Below are 24,105 nucleotides of genomic sequence, written 5' to 3' on the forward strand. Positions count from 1 at the left end.
TGTTCTCTCCCCCTAAAGAATCCCCTTTTAAATAGAATAACCTCATCAATATACTATCAGGTCATCATACCTTTAAGCCTAAAATAAAAAAACGTTTAAGAAAACGTTTTCAACAACTTTCATTTATACTGTACCATAACAATTTCCATTAAAAAAGATTTTTTTGAAAATTTTATCATTTAACAAAAAAATCTTACAAAATCGTCATGTTCCTGTAATGTTCATCGATAGAAAGCTTGCAAAAATTATTGCATAATAATAGTATAACAACGGACATTATTTATGAGGTGATATATATGAATGGAAACAAAATATTAGCTGCTTTATCGTACTTTAGTGTACTATTTGCCCCTATCTTATTCCCAATTATCGTTTGGATTGTGGGGGACGCTGAAACAAAGCCACATGCAAAACGTGCTCTATGGACACACATCATTCCAAGTATCGCTACATTTATCGGCGTAGTCATTTTAGGAATTATGGGCATGGGATCTGACCAAGCAGATATAACACTTGGAATTGGATCAATGATTGTCTTAGCTATTTGCGGAATCATCAGCTTATACTACTTCATCTGGAACATTGTAAAAGGAATTAAAGTACTGAAAGCTTAATTTTAAACAAACGTTTGTTTAAAAAAGGACCCTTGCAAATTGCAAGGGTCCTTTTCCCGATTCGTTCACTTTATCTTCTGCGTTTCTTCTTTTTTCTCATCATTTTCTTTCGGCGCGTATTCACTTTATCCGCTATAATGTGAAGCGTACTTGCCACAACAATTCCCATTAAGAACGTTACAATTTCAACCTCATGTTTCTTCGCAATTTCTATTAAATTACCATCCAGTGCGATTACATTTAATAGGAATAAAAATGGAGAAAAGACGATTAACATGTACGCAATACGAATCACATCACCAAGTATAATCGTATGCGTAAAGAAAGATCGATGTGGCATTACTTTCTTATAAGGATACCAAAATATACGTAAGAAACCCCATTTGTTATAAGCATTACTGTACGTATCTAAATCTGGTGTTAAAAATGAAGTACCTACTAAAAAACCAATTGCAAAAGTTAATAAAAAATCAAAATTTGTTAATCCATACGAAAAGAGCAAAAACAAAACAACCGGAAGGGATATTAAGTTTATTTTCGTATGCGTTCTTCCTGATGGCATAATGCACTTCCTCGCTTACGTTCGTCCTGTCACCTTATGACAGGTTTCACCTATTGACCTAATTTCTGATCGATAAATGCTGTGTCTATATCCGAACCAAACCATTCTGCCAACTTCACTCGTGCCTTATCTTTCACATCTTCATTGACGTATAACGACACCTGTATTAGTGCGGCCGTTAACGCCCCTAAATCATCCGTATAGCCAATTCCAGCAATGAAATCTGGAATCGCATCAATCGGTGCAATAAAATAAGCAAGTGCTCCAATTACAATAATTTTCACTCGTTTTGGAACATCGGGTCTTTGCAAAACGTAAAACAGTAATAAACTTGTATAAATGACCGACTGCCCTGCTTGCTTTGCAACATGTTTTACTTTCTTCCAAAACGCTTCAACTGAAAATTTTTGTTTCATGAAAAAGCCTCCCTATTTTTAAAAAGAAATAAGCTACAATATGTTATCAGTAAAAGTTCATGGAAATTACACAAAACCTATCAATGAACTTTCATTGTAACAAACAAACCGAAAAAGAACAAGTGTTCGTTAATTTTTACACGATTTCCTTCATATAATAGATTTCTAGATAACCCTTACCCATCTTCGTTTCTTATTTCTCAACAAAGAAAATTTTCACTTCTACTTAACATTCTGCTCTATCTTTGTTATATTTTCTAGTTGACGGACATATAAACGAATGTTAAAGTTTTCTCTGGTAGTGACAAATCTTATACAAAAAATGTAAAATGTTATAGTGTTTCTCAGAAATGAATTTTGTTGTATAATACAGAAATGACGTTATGCTTATGAGCAACAAAAGAAACCAAAAGGGTATGCATAGTTATAGTCGTATATGGGTGAATATAGAACCTTTAATTATGGCCAAGAAAACTATGTATTTTTTATTTTAGCATTTTTCGCTCCAAAATCGACCAAGCCTGATAGAGAAAGGGTGGAAATGAATGAAAGAAACCTTGAAATCACAATTTCAAAATGTGCGTTTCACTGTATTCGTAGCTTTAGCCTTATGGCTGAAAACTTACATTATTACACGCACAAGCTTTGATTTAAAACTTGAATCTTTCATGCAAGAATTCATTTTATTCCTTAGCCCATTAGCAGCATCATTACTGCTTGTTGGTCTTGCATTATTTGCAAAAGGGAAAAAACGTAACTATATAGCACTAGGAATTAATTTTATCTTAACAATCGTTCTTGTTGGTAACGTAATGTTCTACGGATTCTACAATGACTTCGTTACTTTACCAGTACTCGGACAAACATCTAACTTCGGAAGTTTAGGTTCTAGTGTGAAAGAATTATTTAACTACAAAATTATTCTTGCATTTGCAGACATTATCATATTCTTCGTTCTGTTGAAGAAAATGAAAAACTTTGCACCTACAGAGCGTGTAGCACGCCCGATGCGTTCTCTATACTTCGTATCAACAGTTGCTATTTTCTTCGCAAACTTAGGGCTTGCAGAAGCTGAACGTCCAGAACTATTAACACGTTCATTCGACCGCGTTATGCTTGTTAAAAACTTAGGATTATATGTACACCAAGTATACGATCTTGGCTTACAAGCGAAATCAAGTTCACAAAAAGCATTCGCTGACGGTAGTAAATTACAAGAAACAGAAAACTACGTGAAAACAACACAAAGTAAACCAGATCCAAATATGTTCGGTACTGCAAAAGGGAAAAACGTAATTGTTGTCTCTCTTGAGTCATTACAAACATTCTTAATTGGCGCAACAGTTAACGGACAAGAAGTTACACCATTCTTAAACCAATTTACGAAAGAAAGTTATTACTTTGATAACTTCTTCCATCAAACTGGGCAAGGTAAAACATCTGATGCTGAATTCCTAGTAGATACTTCTTTATATCCACTAGACCGCGGTGCTGTATTCTTCACACACGGTAACAATGAATATACAGCAACTCCAGAAATTTTACGTCAGCAAGGGTATCACACGTCGGTATTCCACGCAAACAACGCAACATTCTGGAACCGTAACATTATGTATCCAGCACTTGGTTATGATCGTTACTACAACGAGCTTGATTACAAGATTACGCCGGAAACAAAATTAAACTGGGGATTAAAAGATATCGAATACTTCGATCAATCTATTGATATGTTGAAAGAAGTGAAGCAACCATTCTATACTCGCTTCCTTACTTTAACGAACCATTACCCATTCACTTACGATGACAGTACAAAATTAATCGACGAATATAATTCTGGTGATGGCGTATTTGACCGTTACATGGTAACTGCTCGTTACTTAGACGAAGCAATGAAACACTTTATTGAGCGTCTAAAAGCAGAAGGTATTTACGACAACTCCGTAATCGTATTCTACGGTGACCACTACGGTATTTCTGAAAACCATAACCGTGCAATGGCACAGTTCTTAGGAAAAGAAGAAATCACTGCATTTGACCATATGAACTTACAAAAAACACCGATGTTTATTCACGTTCCAGGTCAAAAAGAAGGTAAAACAATTTCGAAACCAACTGGTGAAATTGATATTAAACCAACTATTCTAAACTTACTTGGTGTAGATTCTACGAATGACGTTCGATTCGGTCATGATGTATTCTCACCTGATAATAAAGGATTTGTTGTTCTTCGTGACGGTAGCTTCGTTACAGATAAATACATGTACACAAACAGTACATTCTACGACCGTGCTACTGGCGAAGTAGTACAATTACCGAAAGAAGAATCTCAACCACTAATTGATCGTGCCCAAAATGAATTGAACATGTCTGATAAAATCATTGAAGGTGACTTACTTCGCTTCTCTGAAAGTAATAAGATTAAAACTGGTGAAGTAAAAACAGCTATTAAAGAAGAAAAGAAGAGCGCTGAGTAATCTCAGCCTCTTTTTTTATTTTCTTCCATACAACTACTTATATTCATTAACTTTAAAATTACATAACCTTTACCAAATATTCACATAGTGTTAATGAAGAATCTCTATAATAAAATATGTAAACAAGGTTCTACATATTTCTTATCTCTCATCTTTCGTAAGATCCCTTAAAGAAATGTGTAAATCTTTTGTTTCTACTTTCTTATAATTGTCTTTCAACATGTTTTGTTTCCATACACAAAGCATTCAACGAGACAATGTCCCTATGAAAGATAGCTACCCTCCTTGTGCAGCATTCCATAAGAATGTTGCTTTTTTTTATTTAAAAGCAGGATTCTCATTTCTTATTTTCGAATTTGTATATACAAAATGCTGTAAAGTGAAACTTTAATCAGCCCTCACCAATCGGGCATTTACGGGCATATGTAGAGAATTACTTACATAAAAATTACTATAGTGATTCTTATCTCGCATGAATGAAAGTTTCACGTTACTTACGTACTTACGAAAGGATGGGACGGAAATTGGCATACGAAAAATTTGTACTTTGGAATGATGAAGTTATTGATACAACAAAACAACAAACGTACATAGAACTTGAAGAGAGAGGTTCGCAGTTCGGAGATGGTGTCTACGAGGTTATTCGCCTATATAAAGGAAACTTTCACTTATTAGATCCGCACATAACGAGATTATATCGATCCATGGAAGAAATAGAATTATCGCTCCCTTTCTCAAAAGCTGAACTCATCACTTTACTTTACAAATTAATTGAAAGAAACCATTTCCACGAAGATGGCACAATTTATTTGCAAGTATCTCGCGGTGTACAAGCTCGCACACATATATTTTCATATGACAACCCTCCGACGATTTATGCCTATATTACAAAAAAAGAAAGACCAGCGTTATGGATCGAATATGGTATACGCGCTATATCAGAACCCGATACTCGATGGCTACGCTGTGACATTAAATCATTAAATTTATTACCAAACGTACTAGCTGCTACGAAAGCTGAACGGAAAGGCTGTAAAGAGGCACTTCTCGTAAGGAATGGTATTGTAACGGAAGGAAGCCATTCCAACTTCTTTTTAATTAAAAACGGAACTCTTTACACACATCCAGCCAATCACCTTATTTTAAATGGCATTATTCGTCAATATGTCCTTTCTTTAGCGAATACTCTTCACATACCTGTACAGGAAGAACTTTTCAGCGTTCGTGACGTTTATCAAGCAGATGAATGCTTTTTCACAGGCACAACGATTGAAATTTTACCAATGACCCACCTTGATGGAACCGCAATTCAAGATGGGCAAGTTGGACCTATCACCAAAAAACTGCAAAAATCTTTTAATAAAATCTTGTTACAATCCAATATGTCATCTTCTTAAACACGAATAATTTCTGTCCTTTCATATTCAATATATGCATTTAAATGGAAATCAAGGTGTAATTTTATGCCTTGATTTTTTTCTTGTAATCTTTTTGTCATATTCAGATTCCTATATAAGTCTTGACAGTAATCGACATGCTCTTTAGAATTTTTAACAGTTGGTAAATATTTCTTCACTACATTACAGACAGAAAGGAATCGACAAATTATGAAAAAGTATCTTGCCGGTCTTGCGGCAGTGTCTGTAGCAGGAGGAGCAGCGCCTACACTTGATAGTGTTCAAGCTGCACCTGAACAAAATACACAAAAAGCTGCTACAACTGTCCAAGCTTCTGCATCAAACAACTCATCTTATACGGTAAACGCGAGCGTATTACATGTTCGTGCGGGATCAAGCACTTCTCACGACATCATCTCACGCGTTTATAACGGTCAATCACTAAACGTGATTGGCGAAGAAAATGGTTGGTTCAAAATTAACATTAACGGAAAAACAGGCTTTGTTAGTGGCGAATTTGTATCAAAAAGTGGAGCAACAAACAACAATGTAAGCACAGGTGGAAACAATAAAGTTACTGCTGATGTATTACGTGTACGTACAGCTCCTAACACTTCTAGTTCTGTTTCTGGACGTGTATATGCAGGACAAACTTTAAACGTAATTGGACAAGAAAATGGTTGGGTGAAAATTAACCATAATGGACAAGTAGGTTATGTAAGTGGCGAATTCGTATCTGGCGTTTCTTCTAATGCGGGTTCTTCAAACAACAACACGAATAATAACAACCAAGAAGTAAAACCAGCAAGCGGAAACTATACAGTAAATGTATCTTCCCTTCGTGTTCGTACAGGTCCTAGTACTTCTCACACAACTGTAGGTTCTGTTACAAAAGGACAAGTAGTACAAGTTGTTGGCGAAGTTCAAGATTGGTTCAAAATCAATTACGCAGGACAAACTGCTTATATAAGCAAAGACTACGTAACAAAAGGCGGCTCTAACGAAAACGTTACAGAAGGCAACAAACAAGAGCAAAACAATAATAATGGAACTATTCAAACTGGCGGTTCTTACGTAGTTAACGCTACATCTTTACGTGTTCGTACAGGCCCTGCCGCTTACCATAGTGTAATTGGTGGCGTTTTAAACGGTACAACATTAAACGTAGTTGGATCTGAAAACGGTTGGTTTAAAGTAAATTACCAAGGAAAAACAGGCTTTGTTAGTAGCGAATTTGTAAAATTCGTTAAAGGTGGCACTACTACTCCTGAGCAACCAAAACAACCTGAACAACCTAACCAAGGTGCAATTGGCGACTACTACATTAATGCTTCTGCACTAAATGTACGTAGCGGCGAAGGTACAAATTATAGAATCATAGGCGCACTTCCACAAGGTCAGAAGGTTCAAGTAATCTCTGAAAACTCTGGATGGAGCAAAATTAACTACAACGGTCAAGCTGGTTATATCGGAACACGTTACCTATCTAAAACACCAGTTGGAGGCGCAGTAGATAATAAGCCTAACAATAACCAAAATAACAATCAAAACAATAACAACAATAATAATACAGGCAATAATAGTGGCGACAGTTCTTCCGTACTTGCATATGCAAAATCAATGCAAGGTGTACCATACGTTTGGGGCGGAACTTCTGCTAACGGCGTAGACTGCAGTGGCTACATCTACCACGTATTTAAGAAATTTGGTCATAACATTAGCCGTCAAAGTGTTGCAGGATATTGGAGTAGCCTACCACAAACTTCAAATCCACAACCAGGTGACTTAATTTATTTCCAAAACACTTATAAATCAGGTCCTTCTCACATGGGTATTTACCTTGGGGGCGGATCATTTATCCAAGCTGGAGATAAAGGTGTAGCAATCGCTTCATTAAGTAACTCTTATTGGAAGAGCCACTTCTTAGGATACACGAAAGCACCTTAATTAATAGTTTCCAAGCCTTCTAGTTTACTAGAAGGCTTTTTGCTATGAGTTCAACACATTACTCCCTTTCTCCTACCTTCTCTCTATAAAAATAATGTATCCATTCTTCCATTTCATACACTTTATTCTGCAAAAATAATCCATAACGTTATCATAATGTATATATTCTCATAAAAAACATAACCTATTTCATGTCCATTCATTTCATATGTGTTTTTTTGAAGAATTTTCTTTTTATTTAAACTTTTCGTTAGACGTTTGACCTCCGATGTCCATTATGATAAGTTACTTAAGATGTATATTCGCAAAAGTATAGACAACTGGTTTATACACTTTTTTACTATGAGGAAGGAGCATACACTGCATGAATCTTTTATGGGGAATTGGCGGCGTGATTGGAGTATTAGCAATTGCTTTCTTACTATCTTCCAACCGCAAAGCTGTTAATTGGCGCACAATTTTAATTGCGCTAGCATTACAAATGTCATTTTCATTTATCGTGTTACGATGGGATGCTGGTAAAGCAGGTTTAAAACACGCTGCTGATGGTGTTCAAGGATTAATTAATTTTTCTTACGAGGGAATTAGGTTCGTTGCTGGGGATTTAGTCAACGCAAAAGGCCCTTGGGGATTTATCTTCGTTATTCAAGCACTACTTCCAATCGTATTTATTAGTTCATTAGTAGCAATCTTATATCATTTCGGTATTATGCAGAAATTTGTTAGCGTCGTTGGTGGTGCATTAAGTAAACTTCTTGGCACTTCTAAAGCAGAAAGCTTAAACTCAGTAACGACTGTATTTTTAGGACAAACTGAAGCTCCAATTTTAATTAAACCTTACTTAGCACGCTTAACAAATAGTGAATTCTTCACTATTATGGTAAGCGGTATGACAGCTGTTGCTGGATCTGTTCTTGTCGGCTATGCAGCAATGGGTATTCCGTTAGAGCACTTATTAGCAGCTGCAATTATGGCAGCTCCATCAAGCTTATTAATTGCAAAACTAATCATGCCAGAGACAGAAAAAGTAGATAATAACGTTGAACTTTCTACAGAACGTGAAGATGCAAACGTTATCGATGCAGCTGCACGCGGTGCATCTGAAGGTATGCAACTTGTTATTAACGTAGCAGCAATGTTAATGGCTTTCATCGCATTAATCGCTTTATTAAATGGATTATTAGGATGGGTTGGTTCTTGGTTCGATATTAAACTTAGCCTTGATTTAATCTTCGGTTACTTATTATCACCATTTGCAATCTTAATCGGTGTTTCTCCAGGTGAAGCTGTACAAGCAGCAAGCTTTATCGGTCAAAAACTTGCAATTAACGAATTCGTTGCATACGCAAACTTAGGACCACACATGGCAGAGTTCTCTGCAAAAACAAATCTAATTTTAACATTCGCAATCTGTGGATTCGCAAACTTCTCTTCTATCGCAATTCAGTTAGGTGTAACAGGAACGCTAGCTCCTACTCGCCGTAAACAAATTGCACAATTAGGGATTAAAGCAGTTATCGCTGGTACACTAGCGAACTTCTTAAACGCAGCAGTTGCAGGTATGATGTTCCTATAAACTTATATAGAGTCTTCTCTTTCTCCAAGAGAAGACTTTTTTCATGCAATCCAAACGTCTTTTATGTATCTACTAATCACTTTATCCCAAATATAAGAACATTATGATACAATAATGTTTAGGTCTTTTTATTTTTCTGATGAAAATAGAAAGGCTACTTGTTGTTGCCCTTCAAAAGAATTTAACGAAATGGTCAATTTCTTAATAATTGTGCATACTACAAGTATCTATGGATGAAATAGCTTTAAGGAGGAAAGTTTTGTGAAAGATAAGTTCTATAAAATCCTCTCTATGTGGATTCTACAAATTGTATTTTATTTTACTACTGTACATATGACGAATTATGAGCATGCGCTCATTTTTACAATAATATACGTAATCGTAAATGTACTATTCTTATTTTTAGCTGACAAAACAGCATTTATTTTCTTCATACTAGGAACCATTATTTCCGTATTTTATTTGTTTTATGAAGCATGGCTTCATTTATGGAGTACATCAGATCAATGGCAATATATCATTACCCACTTCCTGATGGCAGCTAACTTCTTCATTGTATACATAACAACTCACCTATTGAAAAAAGTTATTCATGAAAATAAAACTTTAACTGAGCGTGTGAGAACGTTGGAACAATATATTGGAGAATCAAAATTACTAACAAGACAAGAATTCGAGAGACGCCAAGCTTTATTAACGACTGCAATGAATCGTCGTAATGAAACAGGCTTTATTGTTTACTTTGATTTCACTTCCTTTAGTAAATATACGAAGGAAAGTGTTATGGACCGTGTAGCTTCCTTATTAGTTGAAACGGTAAGGAATGATTTTGACCTTGCTGCTGAATATGATAATAATACACTAGTTATTTTATTACAAAACACAAATGAAGCTGGTGCTGACATTGTAATGAACCGCCTAAAGCCAAAAATGGAGCAATGGCTTGCAGCTGAAGCAATCCGAGATATAAAAATTTCACGCGAGCAAATTGGAAACAAAGGACAGACATTGTTATGATGACTCTCGTTATACTTCTTTTATTTCTTCTGTTTTGCGTACTCGTTTTTTGGATCAGTATCACATTTTCAATTAAATATGTACTTATTTTTACGGCCTTTCTATTCTCTGGCTTACTCGTTTACTACTCTTTCTTAACAATCGCGGGCTTAATCCATCGAAATAGTAAACGAAAAGATCGTACGCTAGAACATTATCCGAGCGTCGATATTTTCATACCTGCTCATAATGAAGGGGTCGTTATTAAAGATACTTTAGAGGCAATGGCGAAGATTGAATATCCAGGAAAGCTAACCATTTATTTATTAAATGATAACTCTCAAGATGAAACACCTGAAATCGGCGATGATTTCGAAAAAGCTTATGCCCACATTCGTCACATTCGTGTTCCGTCCGGTGAACCGAAGGGTAAATCACGCGTATTAAACTACGGCCTTAGTATTTCAGATGGTGAATACTTCTGTGTTTACGATGCAGATAACCAGCCTGAACCACACGCACTGCGAATGCTTGTAGAGCACGCTGAAACAACTGAAGATGCTGTTGGAGCTGTTGGACATGTTCGTACAGTAAACGAAAAAAGAAACTGGCTGACGCGAATGATTTCACTAGAATTTCAAATCTTCCAGCTCCTTATGCAATCTGGACGCTGGTTACTATTCCAAACGGGCTCACTGACAGGAACAAACATGCTTCTTCGTCGCTCCGCACTAGAAGAGCTTGGTGGCTATGACCCTTATGCAATTGCAGAAGATGCTGAATTAACATTACGAATTACACAAAAAGGTTATCTCTTACCAATCGTCCCAGAATCAGTTACTTGGGAACAAGAACCAGAGCATTTAAAAATCCTTATTAAACAACGTACACGTTGGCTCCAAGGGAATTTATACATTTTAGAAAAAATGTTCTCGTCATTAAGCTTCTTTAAAGGAAAACTGCTCGTTCATTCCTTACAACAAGTTCTAGTGTATGTTGTATTTTGGCTATTCCTAATCATTTCGAACGTTTGGTTTGTAATTGGGCTACTCGGGATATTCCAAATTCAATATAGCATTCCGCTACTATTTATGTGGTATGTCGCATATATTACATATGTTTCTCAATTATTTAGTGCCCAGAGTGTCGAACGAACCTTTACACCGACTAATATTTTTATTAGCGTTATTATGTACTTTACGTACGCACAGCTCTTTACATACTTATTTATTCGTAGCTTAATCTTATACTTACGTGCAAAGAGTAAGAAACAAGTCATCGGCTGGGATAAGACAGTTCGATTCAAAAAAGATAAATAATAAAAATAAGCACAGAGCGCCGTATGCTCTGTGCTTATTTATTGCCGTATAAATTATATATCAGACAATACCCCTTAGCTGAAAGTAATTTCACGTCCATCCCCCAACGAACGATCGACCTTCATTTATATACGAAAAAGTGATTGCTATTTTTGTAGAACCAATTGCTTCTCTTGCTGTTCTTTGCGCGTTTCAGTCTTAGGTTCCGTGCTTTCTTGGACACTACGATGTGCCACACGTTTCAAACAAATATGCTTCCACTTTCTTTCGTAACGTTTCATTATTCTAGATGTCCCCCTTGAATGCGCTTTAAAACTATTTGAAATCGCTTACAGGAAATAATATAGCACATATACATAAAAGTGACAACACATTTCCGACATATTTTTGACAAAAATACGAATAGAATTCGTAAGGTATCGAATATTGTCGAAACTTATCGTTTTTTCTTCATATAAAGGGCATACTACTTATATGATAAAGTATTTTATTTCCCTTACCCGTATTTCAAATTCCTTCTATATAAAGTGAAACTTTAATCAGCACTCACCAATCGGACTTTTACAGGCAGCCCAACAAATAGAGGGATTAAAAAAAGAGCTGATATAAAATCAGCTCTTTTCCTTCTATTATTAATGCCGCTTCATACGTCCTTCTTTTTGTAACTCTTTAAATAATGCTGCCATCATAAAGAAAATAACAAAGACGAATGGGAATGCTGCAATGATAGCTGCTGTTTGTAATGCTTCTAATCCGCCAATATATAATAAGGTTGAAGCTATCGCGGCTAGAACGATACCCCAAATCATTTTAATACGATTTGGTGGGTTTAAACTACCATGTGTCGTTAACATCCCTAAAACGAATGTTGCAGAGTCTGCAGATGTAATAAAGAATGTAGAAATAAGAAGAATCGCTAAAACAGATAAAGCTGATCCAAAGCTTCCCATTTGATCAAACATAGCGAATAATCCTACTTCTGTTCCCATCTCTTTAATTTTTTCAAAGACATGTGCATCACTAAACAGCTCCATGTGAATACCAGTCCCGCCGAAAACTGAGAACCAAAGTGCACCTATTACGGTCGGTACAAGTAACACACCGATAACAAACTCACGAATTGTACGACCTCGTGAAACACGAGCAATAAACGTACCTACGAACGGTGACCATGCAATCCACCATGCCCAATAGAAAATTGTCCATGACTGAATCCATTGATTTCCGCCTTCATCCAATGGACTTAAACGGAAACTCATACTTGGCAATTCTTGAATATAAGAACCTATTGTTGAAGTGAAGTAATTCATAATAAAGTTTGTTGGACCTGCAAATAATACAATAATCATAAGTGCAAATGCAAAAATAATGTTCGTATTACTTAAATATTTAATTCCTTTATCAAGACCTGTTTGTGCAGATAACATGAAAAGAACTGTTACGATTGCAATAATAACTAACTGTGTCGTTAATGAATTCGGAATAGATGTTAAATAGCTAACACCACCTGCAATTTGTTTTGCACCGAGACCTAACGACGTTGCAACACCAAACACAGTTGCGAAAACAGCTAACACATCAAACGAATGAGCAATACGTCCGTGTTCCCCGCCCTTAAATAACGAACCTACTGTTGCACTAATCGTACTCGCTTTTCCTTTTCTAAAGGTAAAATAAGCAATACATAACGCTACAAACGCATATAGTCCCCAAGGATGTAATCCCCAATGGAAAAATGAAAAACGCAGTGCAAGGCGTGCACTTTCCTCAGTTGCACCTTCTCCAAACGGAGGTGCGTATAAATGGTTTAATGGTTCGGCAACGCCCCAGAAAACTAAGCCGATACCCATACCAGCACTAAATAACATAGCAAACCATGTCATATAACTATAATCAGGTTCGTCATCATCTTTACCTAAACGAATAGAACCGTATTTCGAAACAATTAAAAAGATAGATACACCTAAAATAATAGAAACGGAAATAATATAAAACCACCCAAACTTACTAACTAATGCAGTTTGAATTGCGGTTGTTACATTTCCTAAGCTACCTTTTCCAATAATAGATTCGGGAATAATCCCCCAAATTGTAAATGCAATACATAATGTTAATGAAACGATGAATGTTTTTGTCAGTTTCCTCATCAAATCCCCCTTCGTAGGTTTCGCTTTTGTAAATAACATAAATTCCGATATGTAAAATCGGATAGAAAACTATAATTTTGCGGTGATTTTCTTACTTTCACCTTCACCAATTAGAATTCTTATGGACAGCCTTACCTTTCGTATAACCTTTTCACTCTGCAAGAGCTACAAGATAGAAATACTGCTGTCAAATTGTGTGAGAAAAATGCGGATAGGAATGTATTTTCCTAAAAAAGGATGTGTTACATATGTAAAAAAGGGCAAATTTCTTCCTTGCAACCCTTTCGTTTTGTAACAATTATGCGGTTTTTTTGCTAGTATATAGCACGTGTTTATAGATTCACAAACAAAATGTTTATGTTTATATAACTATATTACCCATAAAACGGTAAAATACTCAAGGAATGTAATCGTTTAGTAAACATCATGTAACATTCCTGTAATATTTTTATTTACGGCGAAAAAAATATGTTGTATTAAATATTTTGAATATAACTAGAAACCTATGATTCATATAGAATGAAAAACGCTTTCCTATATTTTTTGTTATATTACAGGATGTTAACGACTTATTACGAATGGTTTGTAATTGTGTGTTTTCCCTAAATCCGAAAAAATCTGTTGCTATAATGAGGACACGAAAACAAACGCAATGGAGGCTATCATGAAAAAATTAATTGGAATAGCAACAGCAGCAGTTTTTGGTCTTGGGATTTTCACATCATCTGCTAATGCAGAAACTGTTGTAACAACAGACGTACTAAACGTACGCGAAAACCCTACTATGGAATCAAAAGTTGTCGGTAAATTACTAGACGGTAATAAGATAGATGTTCAAAATACAGAGAACGGATGGTCAAAAGTTACTTTAGACGGTAAAGATGCATTCGTAAGTGCAGAGTTCACAAAAAGCATCTACTACGTAACAGCTAACGTATTAAACGTACGTGCTGAAGCGAACACAAACTCAGAAATTCTTGGAAAGTTGAAGAAAGACGATGTAATCGAAACAACGAACCAAGTACAAAATGAGTGGTTACAATTTGAATATAACGGGAAAACAGCTTACGTTCACGTTCCTTTCTTAACAGGTACAGCACCTGTAATTGAGAAACAAGAAACGGCTGTTCCTGCTAAAGCTGAAGCACCAGCTAAGGCTCAAGCACCTGCAGCACAAGCAAAACCAGCTGCTAAGCCTGCTGTGAAAGCGGCTGAAACTAGCGAACCATCTGGTGGTCGTGAGTTAACAGTTGTAGCTACAGCATATACAGCTCACCCTAGCGAAAACGGTGGCACATATGGCGGCCGTGTATTAACTGCAATGGGTCATGATTTAACTGCGAATCCAAACATGAAAATGATCGCTGTTGACCCGAAAGTAATCCCATTAGGATCTAAAGTATGGGTAGAAGGTTACGGAGAAGCTATCGCTGGAGATACTGGTGGTGCAATTAAAGGTAACCGTATCGATATCTTACTTGGATCAGATAGTGCTGCTCAAAAATGGGGACGCAAAACTGTTAAAGTGAAAATTTTAAAATAACCAATGACTGCTAAATTACAAGCCGGTTCTCTTTATTGAGAGCTGGCTTTTATTTATTTATAATACATATAAGGAGGCTATGCCCATGAATGTACAAGCAAAAGTAGACTGGATTGGTACGCCAAAACCGTACATATATAAAGATGAAGTAACATATAACGCTACTTCTATTGATTTCTCACTCGCTGGCGATGATAATCGCTATAAGTTAATTGTGCTCAAGTCTGAAAACAATACACATTACAAAATTGTGCAATATGGAATAAAACCAGGCTCTCAAAAACCATTTCCTATCGACATTCCATTTGAACAAAATATGTTGCCAATTATAGAGCAAATATTACATGATCCGTATGTACAAGCGATATTAAAGGAAACGCACTCATAATTGAAAAAAAAGATATCACCTCGCCGGATTTTTCGGCTAAGTGATATCTTTTTTATTTTCCCTTCATGAACAAAGTTTAAGAAAAATATATCAACGATTTTCCGAATATATCTATCATAAATCGCAATATATCAACGGTTTGACACAAAATATCGATTTAGCTACAAAAAAGAGGCTGTTCAAATATTGAACAGCCTCTTTCATATTAACGAGTTGGACCAGATACATCTTCTGATTTCAACGTATTATTTGCACCAAGAGAATAATACAACATCTTTCCATTTCCATTCACAGTTACAATATGTTCGTTATTAAAACTTTTGAACTTCACAGATCCATCACCGTAACGAATATGATACTCTTCATATGTTGTTACTTTATATTTCGTATCACTTTGACGCTCTACATTACGAACTTCCATCGTTAATAAGTCTTCCGTAATTCCTTTTTTGTGTAAATACTGTATATAATCACGGTCTTCCTTATACGATTTCCCGCTCTTATCATAATTATTTTCAATTAAACTAAAATCATTTAATGAAATTGCACGTACGTTATCATAAATATGATTTCTTACAAATTCGCCCACTGCTGAATTTGATGTTTCTTTCGGGAATTTTAAGTAATACGTGCTTTGGTCTCCAATTTTAATACTTTCAGATTTCATCACACCAAAATCAGTAGTTTTCTCTAAATGTACTTCTACTGTTTCATCTGTGGATACAGGGCCAAGTTTATAACTTCCATAACTTAATTTTCCACGTTTTTTCCCGTTCACAAATACAGTTGCATCACTTTCATCAGAAGAAATGCTTACATACTTGCCTTCAAGTGATAAATCCACTTTCACTTTCTCGCTCTGCTCATCCGCTAAATCTACTTCTTTCTCTGTTTCTAATTCAGTAAGTTCCGTCTTCGCCGTTGCCTTTACAACATATGTACCTGGGAAGTATGGCCCCAACTCTTTCGAATTTTTATCACTAGAAAGTTCTGCTTCTTTTTTGTCATTCACATATATTTCTGCATTCTTTGCAGTTGTACTTACATTCACATAATAAGATTTCATGCTGAACTTATACTTTGGATATAAGAACCACTCTTTTCCCTCTTCTACTATTTCCCCGTCTTTAAATGCAGGTTTATCTTTTGTTAACTTTTGATCTACTGTCTCTTTCTGTAAATAAGACAACAATTGTTTGTTGTAAGAAGGATTCTCTTTTAAATAACGCATGTACGCTTTAATATCCTCTGTCTTAATCTTTAAACTTGAATCATTTGCTTTCACAAACTCATCAATTGCGTTAATATCTTTCTTTTGGAATGCTTCAATCATTACATTTACTTGCTTTTCTTTTGAAAACTTATATGCTCCAAATTTATATGCCCCAAATAATAAAATAACAATAATAGCAAAACCAATGATTAAAAATAAATTTTTCTTACTTTTCACTGGTTTTGTCTCGCTTTGTAATTCTGTATATGAAGCAGCAGTGTTATCAACGATTACTTCTACTTTACTCCCACACTCAGGACAAAAGTTCAAATGGTCTGCAACGTTCTTTTTACATGTTCCACAAAACTTCAACGTGCTCTCCTCCTATTTTTTAGCTAATTTCATTCCAGCAAATGCTGCTACATATGTCACAATCAAGCTAAACAAAGTTAAATATATAAATGAATTTTGCATAGATAATACCGTTCCACTTGTTCCAAATAAACCTGTTACAGTTCCTGAAACATTAATTTGGAACTTAGAAATCATATTCATTACAATCATCATAATTGTGTAAGAACCACTGCATACCGCTAATGTAATATATATATTGGCAGTCGGTAATTTAGCTAACCTTCTTCCCGCTCTAAACATAAAGAACAATGGAATAATAAGCAGTAATAAACCATAATGGAATACGTTATTCACTTTATCAAATTCTGCAAGGCTTCGCTCATTTGCTCCTTTTGAAATCAATATCTCTCTAAGCTCTACGCCATTTACAGAGACGCCTGATATAAATGAAAATGATAGTGTGCTCTCATATGCTTTTGATTTCTTACCAATTCCAGTAAATTCTTTACTAAGTGCTGGACTTGATACTTCTAACGGCGCAAAATGAGCCATACTCCATAATTGAGGTGCTAACTCTAATGCTAATAATGTACTTTCTGATTTTAAAGTTGTTATTTCTTTTAATGGTTCAATACCATCTTCCTTACTTACTAACGCCATAATACAAACCGCTACCGCTGTTACTAAAAGTCCTTTTATCATAGCTGAAACACCGTAATAAACAGACGCTCCATATGGCATTAACTCTTGAAATGCTGCTGCCATATTGTTTTTGCTTGTATGAGCAATAAATCCTAATAAAGTAAATAATGTCCCACATACAAAACCACTCAATAAACTCTTAATCGCTGAATAGCCAACCGTAATCTTACCTGCTTCTGAGAATGGAATTGCAAAAGATTGTGATGCTATAAAACTTATAATGAATAAAAAGACGCCATAAATAATACCAACTGTTGATGCCATAAAAATTTGATCTTTAATCGTTTTCGCAACATGCTGCTTCCCTAACCAAATTCCTGTACCAACGAAAATAATAAATGGAATGATTAGTAGTAATGTAAATGGAGTATGCCAAGATAAAGAAAATATCAATCCACTATCGTCGTTAGCTGTAAAACCAAGTAAATGATAACTTAACATCGTAGAAGTTGCACTCGAATAAAAATTCGGCAACATATCTAATTCTTTCGCAAATTTGCTAAACATCTCACTTATTATAGAAGCAAATAATAAACTACCAATCCAACCAGCAATTAACATGAGAATACTTGCAACAGCCCCACCAATAAAACCTTTTTGTAAAACGGCTTTATCTGCTTTAAATTCAACTTTAGGAGCACCATCCATTGTAGGCAATTTTACAGATTGTTCTTTTTTCTTCGCAACAAATAAAGAATACCCACACTTTTGACAATATAAATTTTTTTGAGCATTTTCATTGCCACAACCTTTGCAGTATTTTGCAGTATCTTTTTCTAATGTTATTGCATCTATAGCTCCTGCAATCTCCATACTACCTTCATTTGGACAATAATTTACTTCTTCACCATGTTGTTTTCCACATGTGCGACAATACATCTAATTCACTCCCCACTTTGCTTAATTCCACAAACTGGACAGTAAGTAGAGTTTTTATCGATATGCTCATTACATGAAATACAATTTACCGTTTCACCTTCATTTTCTACTGCTAACATTGGGTTAGGCTTTCCACACGAACCACAAAACTTATCATTTATTGATAAAGGTCCACCACATTCACATGTAGCTTTTTCACCTTGTTGTTTTTGCAATTCAACAATGCGTTTTCTTGCTTGATAAATAGCTACATCAAATTCTTGAACTGGAGCAATCATTTCTTTTAAGCTCGCTTCATTTACTCCATTTCCTCTTAATTGAACGTACACTTGCTGTCCAACCTCTAATAGAACCTCTGCTTTTTTCTGCATTTGCACTTGCATTCCCTTTTTCAATTGAGCAATTTCTTGTGCAACTTGCAACTTCATTTTCCCTTGTTCTATTCCTTCTTGTAACTTATTCATTCCACTACCTAACTTCGTCTGTAAATCTGACAAATTATTTCTCCTCCTATACATATATATTTATATATGAAATTAACATTTTATATATTACCATGATTTTCAAGTTATGTAATCCAAATTTCATTTTTTCTGTTTTGAGCATTTTTTGTTTATAATGGTAAAGGAAAGAAATATGTGTACGGAGGAATATTATGCTGCAACACTCAATTACGAAAGATGAAATTATGATGATTGCGAATGAGTTCGTTCAAGGACTAGATCCACAGCAAACAGCTGATCAGGAACATGTCGCTACAGCTCGGCACCTATATCGTAGTGGTGTTGTCTACAACGTTGACTTTGATGGTTATACACTATCAGGAACTGTAGATGCGGAAGGCAACGTATATAGCGTTCATATTCCGATTCGTAACGTCGCTGAAAGTTATTGTGATTGCTTCGCACCAACACAATGTGAGCATATGCTTGCTGTATTACTATCTGCAGCGTCTAGTTTCGGGCAAGTAGGAGATGTATTAACTTTATTTAAAAATAATACGAAACCTTCCCTTCCCCCTATTCGAACTGCAAGACAAGTATTGCAATCATCAGCTTTTGAAGAAACCGATTATAAAAGTTGGCAATCGTATTTTGAAAAAGAATATGAATCATTTAAAAAAGAACAAGCTCGGCTTACTTATAAACAAATGTATTTTCTTATGAGTATCTTTACAGATTTCTATACGAAACTTGAGCGGAAAGCTCCGCGTGTCATTGCGATACATGAATTATTCAGGTTACACGCAGCACTTTACTGCTTTCAAAAGTTATTAGAAGAAATTCAGGCATTCGACGCAAACAAAACGTATTCTTATCACCAACCTGTTAATGTCATTCGCCTATTTGTAGACAAAGTGGAATCCATCGTTCGGGACTTACAATCAGAAGCGATTCCTTCAGAGTCTGAAATAATTTTACAAGAAACAGCTCGTCTCGTTCATGAAGTATTCTTCTCTACCGACGCTTATACGCAAGAGCGATTTTTCATTTATCGTCACATATGGAGTGAACTTTTAAACAATAAAGAGAAAATACAAGAAGAAGAAAAACGAATCGATACAAAAATCAATCCACTATCCAAAGCGTTAGCGTCTTCCCATCTTCTCTTTTTGAATGACGAAGATCTACTAGCGATGGACTTACTAAAAAAACAGCCTGCTTCTGTTGTGAGTCTATACTTCTATTGGTTAGAAGAACTATTAAGTGCCATGCAGTGGGATCGTGCGAAAAATTGGCTTTCCTTTACGTATAAACAAGTAAAGAAAACAATCCAAGATCACGAAAATACGATTTTCATAAAAGATGTCGTTCGGCTATTTGTAATCATGTATGAAACATATGCAACACATACAAATGAACAAGCTGGTTTCGAAATGATTTTACAAGAACTATTACCATATAGTTTCACAAACTATGAACAGTACGTACTCGCGAAAAAACAGTATCGTACATGGGCAGAACTTCATCTCCTATATGGATTTGAAGCAATTGAACTGTTGAAAGAGCCACTGAAAGATATTGAAAAAGAAGCGCCAGAAGCGGCACTTCCTCTTTACCATCTTGCTGCTGTAGAGGCGATTGAAGAACGAAATCGTAAATCATATAAACGCGCAGTTCGTTACTTAAAGAAATTACGTACATTATATAAACGATTAAAACGCACCGATGAATGGGATGCTTTCATTATTCACATTGCCAATCTCCATTCACGTCTGCGTGCACTACAAGAGGAATTACGGAAAGGAAAATTAATCGATGATCAATCAAACTGAAGTAACAATTAGGCTCCAGCATGTTAGTCAAGGTTGGTTCCTTTGGGGAGAAGATGACAGCGGTACTCCATTATCCGTAACAAGTTGGAAACGAAATGCATTCACATGGCACTCCACTTCTTTCTACGGTACGTCTCTAAAAGATGCAACCTTCGAAGGAAAACAAGGTGTTATGCTAACAAACGCACAAGCATTTGAATACATTGCAAACAAACCGATGAACTCCTTTGCACATATTCAAATGAACGATCCTATTACAGCACTTACGAAAGATGCAAATGAATTATGGGATGCCTTTACGAGTGGTAGCTTCGTACCAAATATGAATCATTGGTCCAAACAACCATCTTGGAAAGTTCAAAATACACCAATTGAAGATGACACATTAGCATCTCTTTTCTCAACAGCAGTTAATGAAAGCATATTACAAGATAATCGCTCAAATGATGGCTGGGAAGATGCAAAAAGACTATATGAACATTACGACTTTACGAAAAGACAATTAGAAACAGCACTACATGAAGAAGATTGGCTTCGAAAAATTGGTTATATTGAAGATGATCTTCCATTTACAATCGGACTAAGACTGCAAGAACCACAAGAAGAATTTGAAATGTGGAAGCTTGAAACAATTGTGACACCAAAGCGCGGGGCGCATCGCATATATGTATATGAAAACATCGATTCCTTACCGAAAAGATGGCATGATTACGAAGAACGGATTACAGAAACACAAGAAGGTTTTAGTAAGCTCATACCGTGGTTAAAAGAAGAAGATACGTTCCGAAATGAGCTCTTTGAAACCGAAGCGTGGAACTTCTTAACAGAAGCAAGCAATGAATTACTTGCAGCCGGCATTACAATTTTACTACCATCATGGTGGCAAAATTTAAAAGCAACAAAACCGAAATTACGTGTCCAGTTGAAGCAAAATACAGCACAAACACAATCGTTCTTCGGTATGAATACGCTCGTTAATTTTGACTGGCGCATTTCGACGAACGGCATTGATTTATCGGAAAGCGAATTTTTCGAACTCGTTGAACAAAACAAACGTCTATTTAATATAAACGGTCAATGGATGCGACTAGATCCAGCCTTTATCGAAGAAGTAAGGAAACTAATGAACCGTGCCGATAAATACGGACTAGAGATGAAAGATGTCCTGCAGCAACATTTATCAAATACGGCTGAAACAGAAATTGTAGAAGATAATAGCCCGTTTACTGATATTGAAATCGAACTAGATGGATATTATGAAGAACTCTTCCAGAAGCTGCTTCATATTGGAGATATTCCAAAAGTAGATGTCCCTACTTCACTAAACGCAACACTTCGTCCGTATCAACAACACGGTATTGAATGGTTATTATATTTACGAAAGCTTGGATTTGGAGCATTGCTAGCTGACGATATGGGACTCGGGAAAAGTATTCAAACAATCTCTTACTTACTATATATAAAAGAAAACAATCTCAAAACAGGCCCTGCATTAATCGTAGCACCGACATCTGTTCTTGGAAATTGGCAAAAAGAATTTGAGCGTTTCGCACCGAATTTACGTGTTCAATTACATTACGGAAGTAATAGAGATAAGGGCAATTTATTTGAAGATTTCCTTCAATCGGCAGATGTTGTATTAACATCTTATGCATTGGCTCAGCTCGATGAGGAAGAACTGACTTCATTATGCTGGGATGCTGTTATTTTGGATGAAGCACAAAATATTAAGAACCCGCATACGAAACAGTCGAAAGCAGTACGAAACTTGCAAGCAAATCACAAAATCGCTTTAACTGGTACACCGATGGAAAATCGCCTCGCTGAACTTTGGTCCATTTTCGACTTTATTAATCATGGATATCTCGGAAGCTTAGGGCAATTCCAGCGCCGCTTCGTCACACCGATTGAAAAAGATCGTGATGAAGGAAAAATCCAGCAAGTTCAACGGTTTATCTCACCATTTTTACTGCGCCGAACGAAGAAAGATCAAACAGTCGCATTAAATTTACCCGATAAACAAGAACAAAAAGCTTACTGTCCTCTTACTGGTGAACAAGCTTCCTTATATGAACAACTTGTTCAAGATACACTGCAAAATGTCGAGGGATTAAGCGGAATTGAAAGACGCGGCTTTATATTACTTATGCTGAACAAGCTAAAACAAATTTGTAATCATCCTGCTCTTTATTTAAAAGAAGAAGAACCACAAAATGTCGTTGAACGCTCTATGAAAACAAACACGTTAATGGAGCTCATCGAAAATATAAAAGATCAAAATGAAAGTTGCCTCATCTTCACTCAATACATCGGCATGGGGAACATGCTAAAACGTGTGCTAGAAGAAAAATTCGGCCAGCGTGTCCTCTTCTTAAACGGTAGTGTACCGAAAAAAGATCGTGACAAGATGATTGAGGAGTTCCAAAACGGAACGTATGACATTTTCATCTTATCCTTAAAAGCTGGCGGAACAGGATTAAACTTAACCGCTGCCAACCATGTCATTCACTACGATCGTTGGTGGAATCCAGCTGTGGAAAATCAAGCAACAGACCGCGCATATCGTATCGGTCAAAAACGATTTGTGCATGTTCACAAACTCATCACAACAGGAACGTTAGAAGAAAAAATTGATGAAATGCTAGAAAGAAAACAATCTCTAAACAATGCGGTCATCACAAGCGATAGTTGGATGACTGAACTATCAACAGACGAACTAAAAGAATTACTTGGTGTATAAAGTGAAACTTTAATCAGGCCAGTTACGGGAAATTTTACTACCCGCAAAAAAGCGCTAATCTCAAAATGAGATTAGCGCTTTTTTCTATTCCAAAACCAATTACTTATTATAATTCCCGTTAATCCACCGCACGTATCAAGCAATGAATCTTGCCACATTGGTGTACGGTCCCCCGTATACCATTGGTGAATCTCATCAAATGTTGCATAACCCGCAACGAAAAGAAGGGCATATATAAAACATCTTTTCCTCGAATGACCTGATCGATGAAAAGCGTAATAAATCAATGAACCTAGCATAAAGAACACCATAAAATGAGCACCTTTACGAAGGAAAAACTCAATAAATCCGCCTACACCTTTATTCGCAATACTAACAGGGGTTCCTCCACCATAATCGATAGATACCCATGAAAAATGCTCTTTCACAAATTCAACATTTACATATTGTTCAATATCTGAACGCATATCCTGCTTTTTATATGGTTGTGCCGAAGAATAGAAAATCAGCCCCATCCATAGTAATACAGGAATCCAAAATAACCATTTACGATTCATTATCCA

18 protein-coding genes are annotated in these 24,105 nt (G+C 35.9%); 11 read left to right on the forward strand and 7 right to left on the reverse strand.

The annotated features are described in order from the left end of the window. The first annotated feature begins 296 nt into the window (after nucleotides 1–296). The gene (locus RT27_RS08655) at nucleotides 297–614 is read left to right on the forward strand and encodes a DUF4870 domain-containing protein (RefSeq protein WP_016079707.1); all 318 of its coding nucleotides are present in this window, start codon (nucleotides 297–299) and stop codon (nucleotides 612–614) included. A gap of 70 nt (nucleotides 615–684) precedes the next feature. On the opposite strand, the gene RT27_RS08660 is transcribed toward RT27_RS08655, so the two are convergent. After that, nucleotides 685–1,176 (reverse strand): metal-binding protein, encoded by a 492-nt coding sequence (locus RT27_RS08660; RefSeq protein WP_001139059.1) that lies wholly within the window; start codon nucleotides 1,174–1,176, stop codon nucleotides 685–687. 50 nt (nucleotides 1,177–1,226) lie between these two features. After that, a complete protein-coding gene (locus RT27_RS08665) occupies nucleotides 1,227–1,592 on the reverse strand; it encodes a YkvA family protein (RefSeq protein ID WP_016079706.1) in 366 nt (121 codons plus the stop codon). 545 nt (nucleotides 1,593–2,137) lie between these two features. On the opposite strand from RT27_RS08665, the gene RT27_RS08670 reads away from it, so the two are divergent. The 6 genes from RT27_RS08670 (at nucleotide 2,138) to RT27_RS08695 (ending at nucleotide 11,301) form a co-directional block, all read left to right on the forward strand. Further along, a complete protein-coding gene (locus tag RT27_RS08670; protein ID WP_000665343.1) occupies nucleotides 2,138–4,066 on the forward strand; it encodes an LTA synthase family protein in 1,929 nt (642 codons plus the stop codon). Between the two features lie 512 nt (nucleotides 4,067–4,578). Further along, entirely contained in the window at nucleotides 4,579–5,463 is an 885-nt protein-coding gene (locus RT27_RS08675; RefSeq protein WP_080117270.1) for a D-amino-acid transaminase, read from the forward strand. A 210-nt stretch (nucleotides 5,464–5,673) separates the two neighbouring features. Beyond that, a complete protein-coding gene (locus RT27_RS08680) occupies nucleotides 5,674–7,410 on the forward strand; it encodes an SH3 domain-containing protein (RefSeq protein ID WP_043935836.1) in 1,737 nt (578 codons plus the stop codon). 364 nt (nucleotides 7,411–7,774) lie between these two features. Further along, nucleotides 7,775–8,986 carry a NupC/NupG family nucleoside CNT transporter gene (locus RT27_RS08685; RefSeq protein ID WP_016079702.1) on the forward strand — a complete coding sequence of 404 codons (1,212 nt, stop codon included), beginning with the start codon at nucleotides 7,775–7,777 and terminating at the stop codon, nucleotides 8,984–8,986. Between the two features lie 261 nt (nucleotides 8,987–9,247). Then, complete coding sequence (locus RT27_RS08690; protein ID WP_029443627.1) at nucleotides 9,248–10,003, forward strand: diguanylate cyclase; 756 nt, start codon at nucleotides 9,248–9,250, stop codon at nucleotides 10,001–10,003. After that, a complete protein-coding gene (locus tag RT27_RS08695) occupies nucleotides 10,000–11,301 on the forward strand; it encodes a glycosyltransferase (protein ID WP_016079700.1) in 1,302 nt (433 codons plus the stop codon). The genes RT27_RS08690 and RT27_RS08695 overlap by 4 nt, the downstream gene beginning before the upstream one ends. A gap of 632 nt (nucleotides 11,302–11,933) precedes the next feature. On the opposite strand, the gene opuD is transcribed toward RT27_RS08695, so the two are convergent. Continuing rightward, a complete protein-coding gene (opuD, locus tag RT27_RS08700; protein WP_029443628.1) occupies nucleotides 11,934–13,448 on the reverse strand; it encodes a glycine betaine transporter OpuD in 1,515 nt (504 codons plus the stop codon). A gap of 664 nt (nucleotides 13,449–14,112) precedes the next feature. On the opposite strand from opuD, the gene RT27_RS08705 reads away from it, so the two are divergent. Both RT27_RS08705 and RT27_RS08710 read left to right on the forward strand, forming a co-directional pair. Continuing rightward, nucleotides 14,113–14,991: a cell wall-binding protein EntA gene (locus RT27_RS08705; RefSeq protein ID WP_043935837.1), complete on the forward strand. Its 879-nt coding sequence runs from the start codon at nucleotides 14,113–14,115 to the stop codon at nucleotides 14,989–14,991. An 85-nt stretch (nucleotides 14,992–15,076) separates the two neighbouring features. Further along, on the forward strand, nucleotides 15,077–15,379 hold the full coding sequence (locus RT27_RS08710; RefSeq protein WP_001102539.1) for a DUF3910 family protein: 303 nt from the start codon (nucleotides 15,077–15,079) through the stop codon (nucleotides 15,377–15,379). Nucleotides 15,380–15,584: 205 nt separating this feature from the next. On the opposite strand, the gene RT27_RS08715 is transcribed toward RT27_RS08710, so the two are convergent. From RT27_RS08715 to RT27_RS08725, 3 genes are read right to left on the reverse strand one after another with little or no spacing between them, the layout of a single operon-like run. After that, complete coding sequence (locus RT27_RS08715) at nucleotides 15,585–16,964, reverse strand: membrane protein (protein WP_043935838.1); 1,380 nt, start codon at nucleotides 16,962–16,964, stop codon at nucleotides 15,585–15,587. A 12-nt stretch (nucleotides 16,965–16,976) separates the two neighbouring features. Beyond that, nucleotides 16,977–18,527: a zinc ribbon domain-containing protein gene (locus tag RT27_RS08720; RefSeq protein WP_043935839.1), complete on the reverse strand. Its 1,551-nt coding sequence runs from the start codon at nucleotides 18,525–18,527 to the stop codon at nucleotides 16,977–16,979. A 5-nt stretch (nucleotides 18,528–18,532) separates the two neighbouring features. Then, entirely contained in the window at nucleotides 18,533–19,024 is a 492-nt protein-coding gene (locus RT27_RS08725; protein WP_001281749.1) for a zinc ribbon domain-containing protein, read from the reverse strand. A 158-nt stretch (nucleotides 19,025–19,182) separates the two neighbouring features. Between RT27_RS08725 and RT27_RS08730 the strand changes: the two genes are divergently transcribed. Together RT27_RS08730 and RT27_RS08735 are read left to right on the forward strand one after the other, a co-directional pair. Continuing rightward, a complete protein-coding gene (locus tag RT27_RS08730; RefSeq protein ID WP_043935840.1) occupies nucleotides 19,183–20,802 on the forward strand; it encodes a hypothetical protein in 1,620 nt (539 codons plus the stop codon). After that, nucleotides 20,786–23,542 (forward strand): DEAD/DEAH box helicase, encoded by a 2,757-nt coding sequence (locus RT27_RS08735; RefSeq protein WP_043935841.1) that lies wholly within the window; start codon nucleotides 20,786–20,788, stop codon nucleotides 23,540–23,542. The genes RT27_RS08730 and RT27_RS08735 overlap by 17 nt, the downstream gene beginning before the upstream one ends. Before the next feature lie 71 nt (nucleotides 23,543–23,613). On the opposite strand, the gene RT27_RS08740 is transcribed toward RT27_RS08735, so the two are convergent. Next, nucleotides 23,614–24,099, reverse strand: coding sequence for a VanZ family protein (locus RT27_RS08740; RefSeq protein WP_001080707.1), 486 nt, complete (start codon nucleotides 24,097–24,099; stop codon nucleotides 23,614–23,616). Nucleotides 24,100–24,105 lie beyond the last annotated feature (6 nt).

Origin of the sequence: Bacillus sp. L_1B0_5 (genome assembly GCF_000836715.1) — a bacterium.
In the GTDB taxonomy this organism is placed as follows: Bacteria; Bacillota; Bacilli; order Bacillales; family Bacillaceae_G; genus Bacillus_A; species Bacillus_A thuringiensis_S.

Excerpts from the sequence above, each read along its gene's own strand:
- RT27_RS08685 (WP_016079702.1), top strand. The coding sequence starts at position 7,775 with ATGAATCTTTTATGGGGAATTGGCGGCGTGATTGGAGTATTAGCAATT.
- RT27_RS08705 (WP_043935837.1), top strand. The coding sequence starts at position 14,113 with ATGAAAAAATTAATTGGAATAGCAACAGCAGCAGTTTTTGGTCTTGGG.
- RT27_RS08695 (WP_016079700.1), top strand. The coding sequence starts at position 10,000 with ATGATGACTCTCGTTATACTTCTTTTATTTCTTCTGTTTTGCGTACTC.
- RT27_RS08730 (WP_043935840.1), top strand. The coding sequence starts at position 19,183 with ATGCTGCAACACTCAATTACGAAAGATGAAATTATGATGATTGCGAAT.
- RT27_RS08680 (WP_043935836.1), top strand. The coding sequence starts at position 5,674 with ATGAAAAAGTATCTTGCCGGTCTTGCGGCAGTGTCTGTAGCAGGAGGA.
- RT27_RS08735 (WP_043935841.1), top strand. The coding sequence starts at position 20,786 with ATGATCAATCAAACTGAAGTAACAATTAGGCTCCAGCATGTTAGTCAA.
- RT27_RS08670 (WP_000665343.1), top strand. The coding sequence starts at position 2,138 with ATGAAAGAAACCTTGAAATCACAATTTCAAAATGTGCGTTTCACTGTA.
- RT27_RS08740 (WP_001080707.1), bottom strand. The coding sequence starts at position 24,099 with ATGAATCGTAAATGGTTATTTTGGATTCCTGTATTACTATGGATGGGG.
- opuD (WP_029443628.1), bottom strand. The coding sequence starts at position 13,448 with ATGAGGAAACTGACAAAAACATTCATCGTTTCATTAACATTATGTATT.
- RT27_RS08710 (WP_001102539.1), top strand. The coding sequence starts at position 15,077 with ATGAATGTACAAGCAAAAGTAGACTGGATTGGTACGCCAAAACCGTAC.
- RT27_RS08720 (WP_043935839.1), bottom strand. The coding sequence starts at position 18,527 with ATGTATTGTCGCACATGTGGAAAACAACATGGTGAAGAAGTAAATTAT.
- RT27_RS08660 (WP_001139059.1), bottom strand. The coding sequence starts at position 1,176 with ATGCCATCAGGAAGAACGCATACGAAAATAAACTTAATATCCCTTCCG.
- RT27_RS08675 (WP_080117270.1), top strand. The coding sequence starts at position 4,579 with ATGGGACGGAAATTGGCATACGAAAAATTTGTACTTTGGAATGATGAA.
- RT27_RS08655 (WP_016079707.1), top strand. The coding sequence starts at position 297 with ATGAATGGAAACAAAATATTAGCTGCTTTATCGTACTTTAGTGTACTA.
- RT27_RS08665 (WP_016079706.1), bottom strand. The coding sequence starts at position 1,592 with ATGAAACAAAAATTTTCAGTTGAAGCGTTTTGGAAGAAAGTAAAACAT.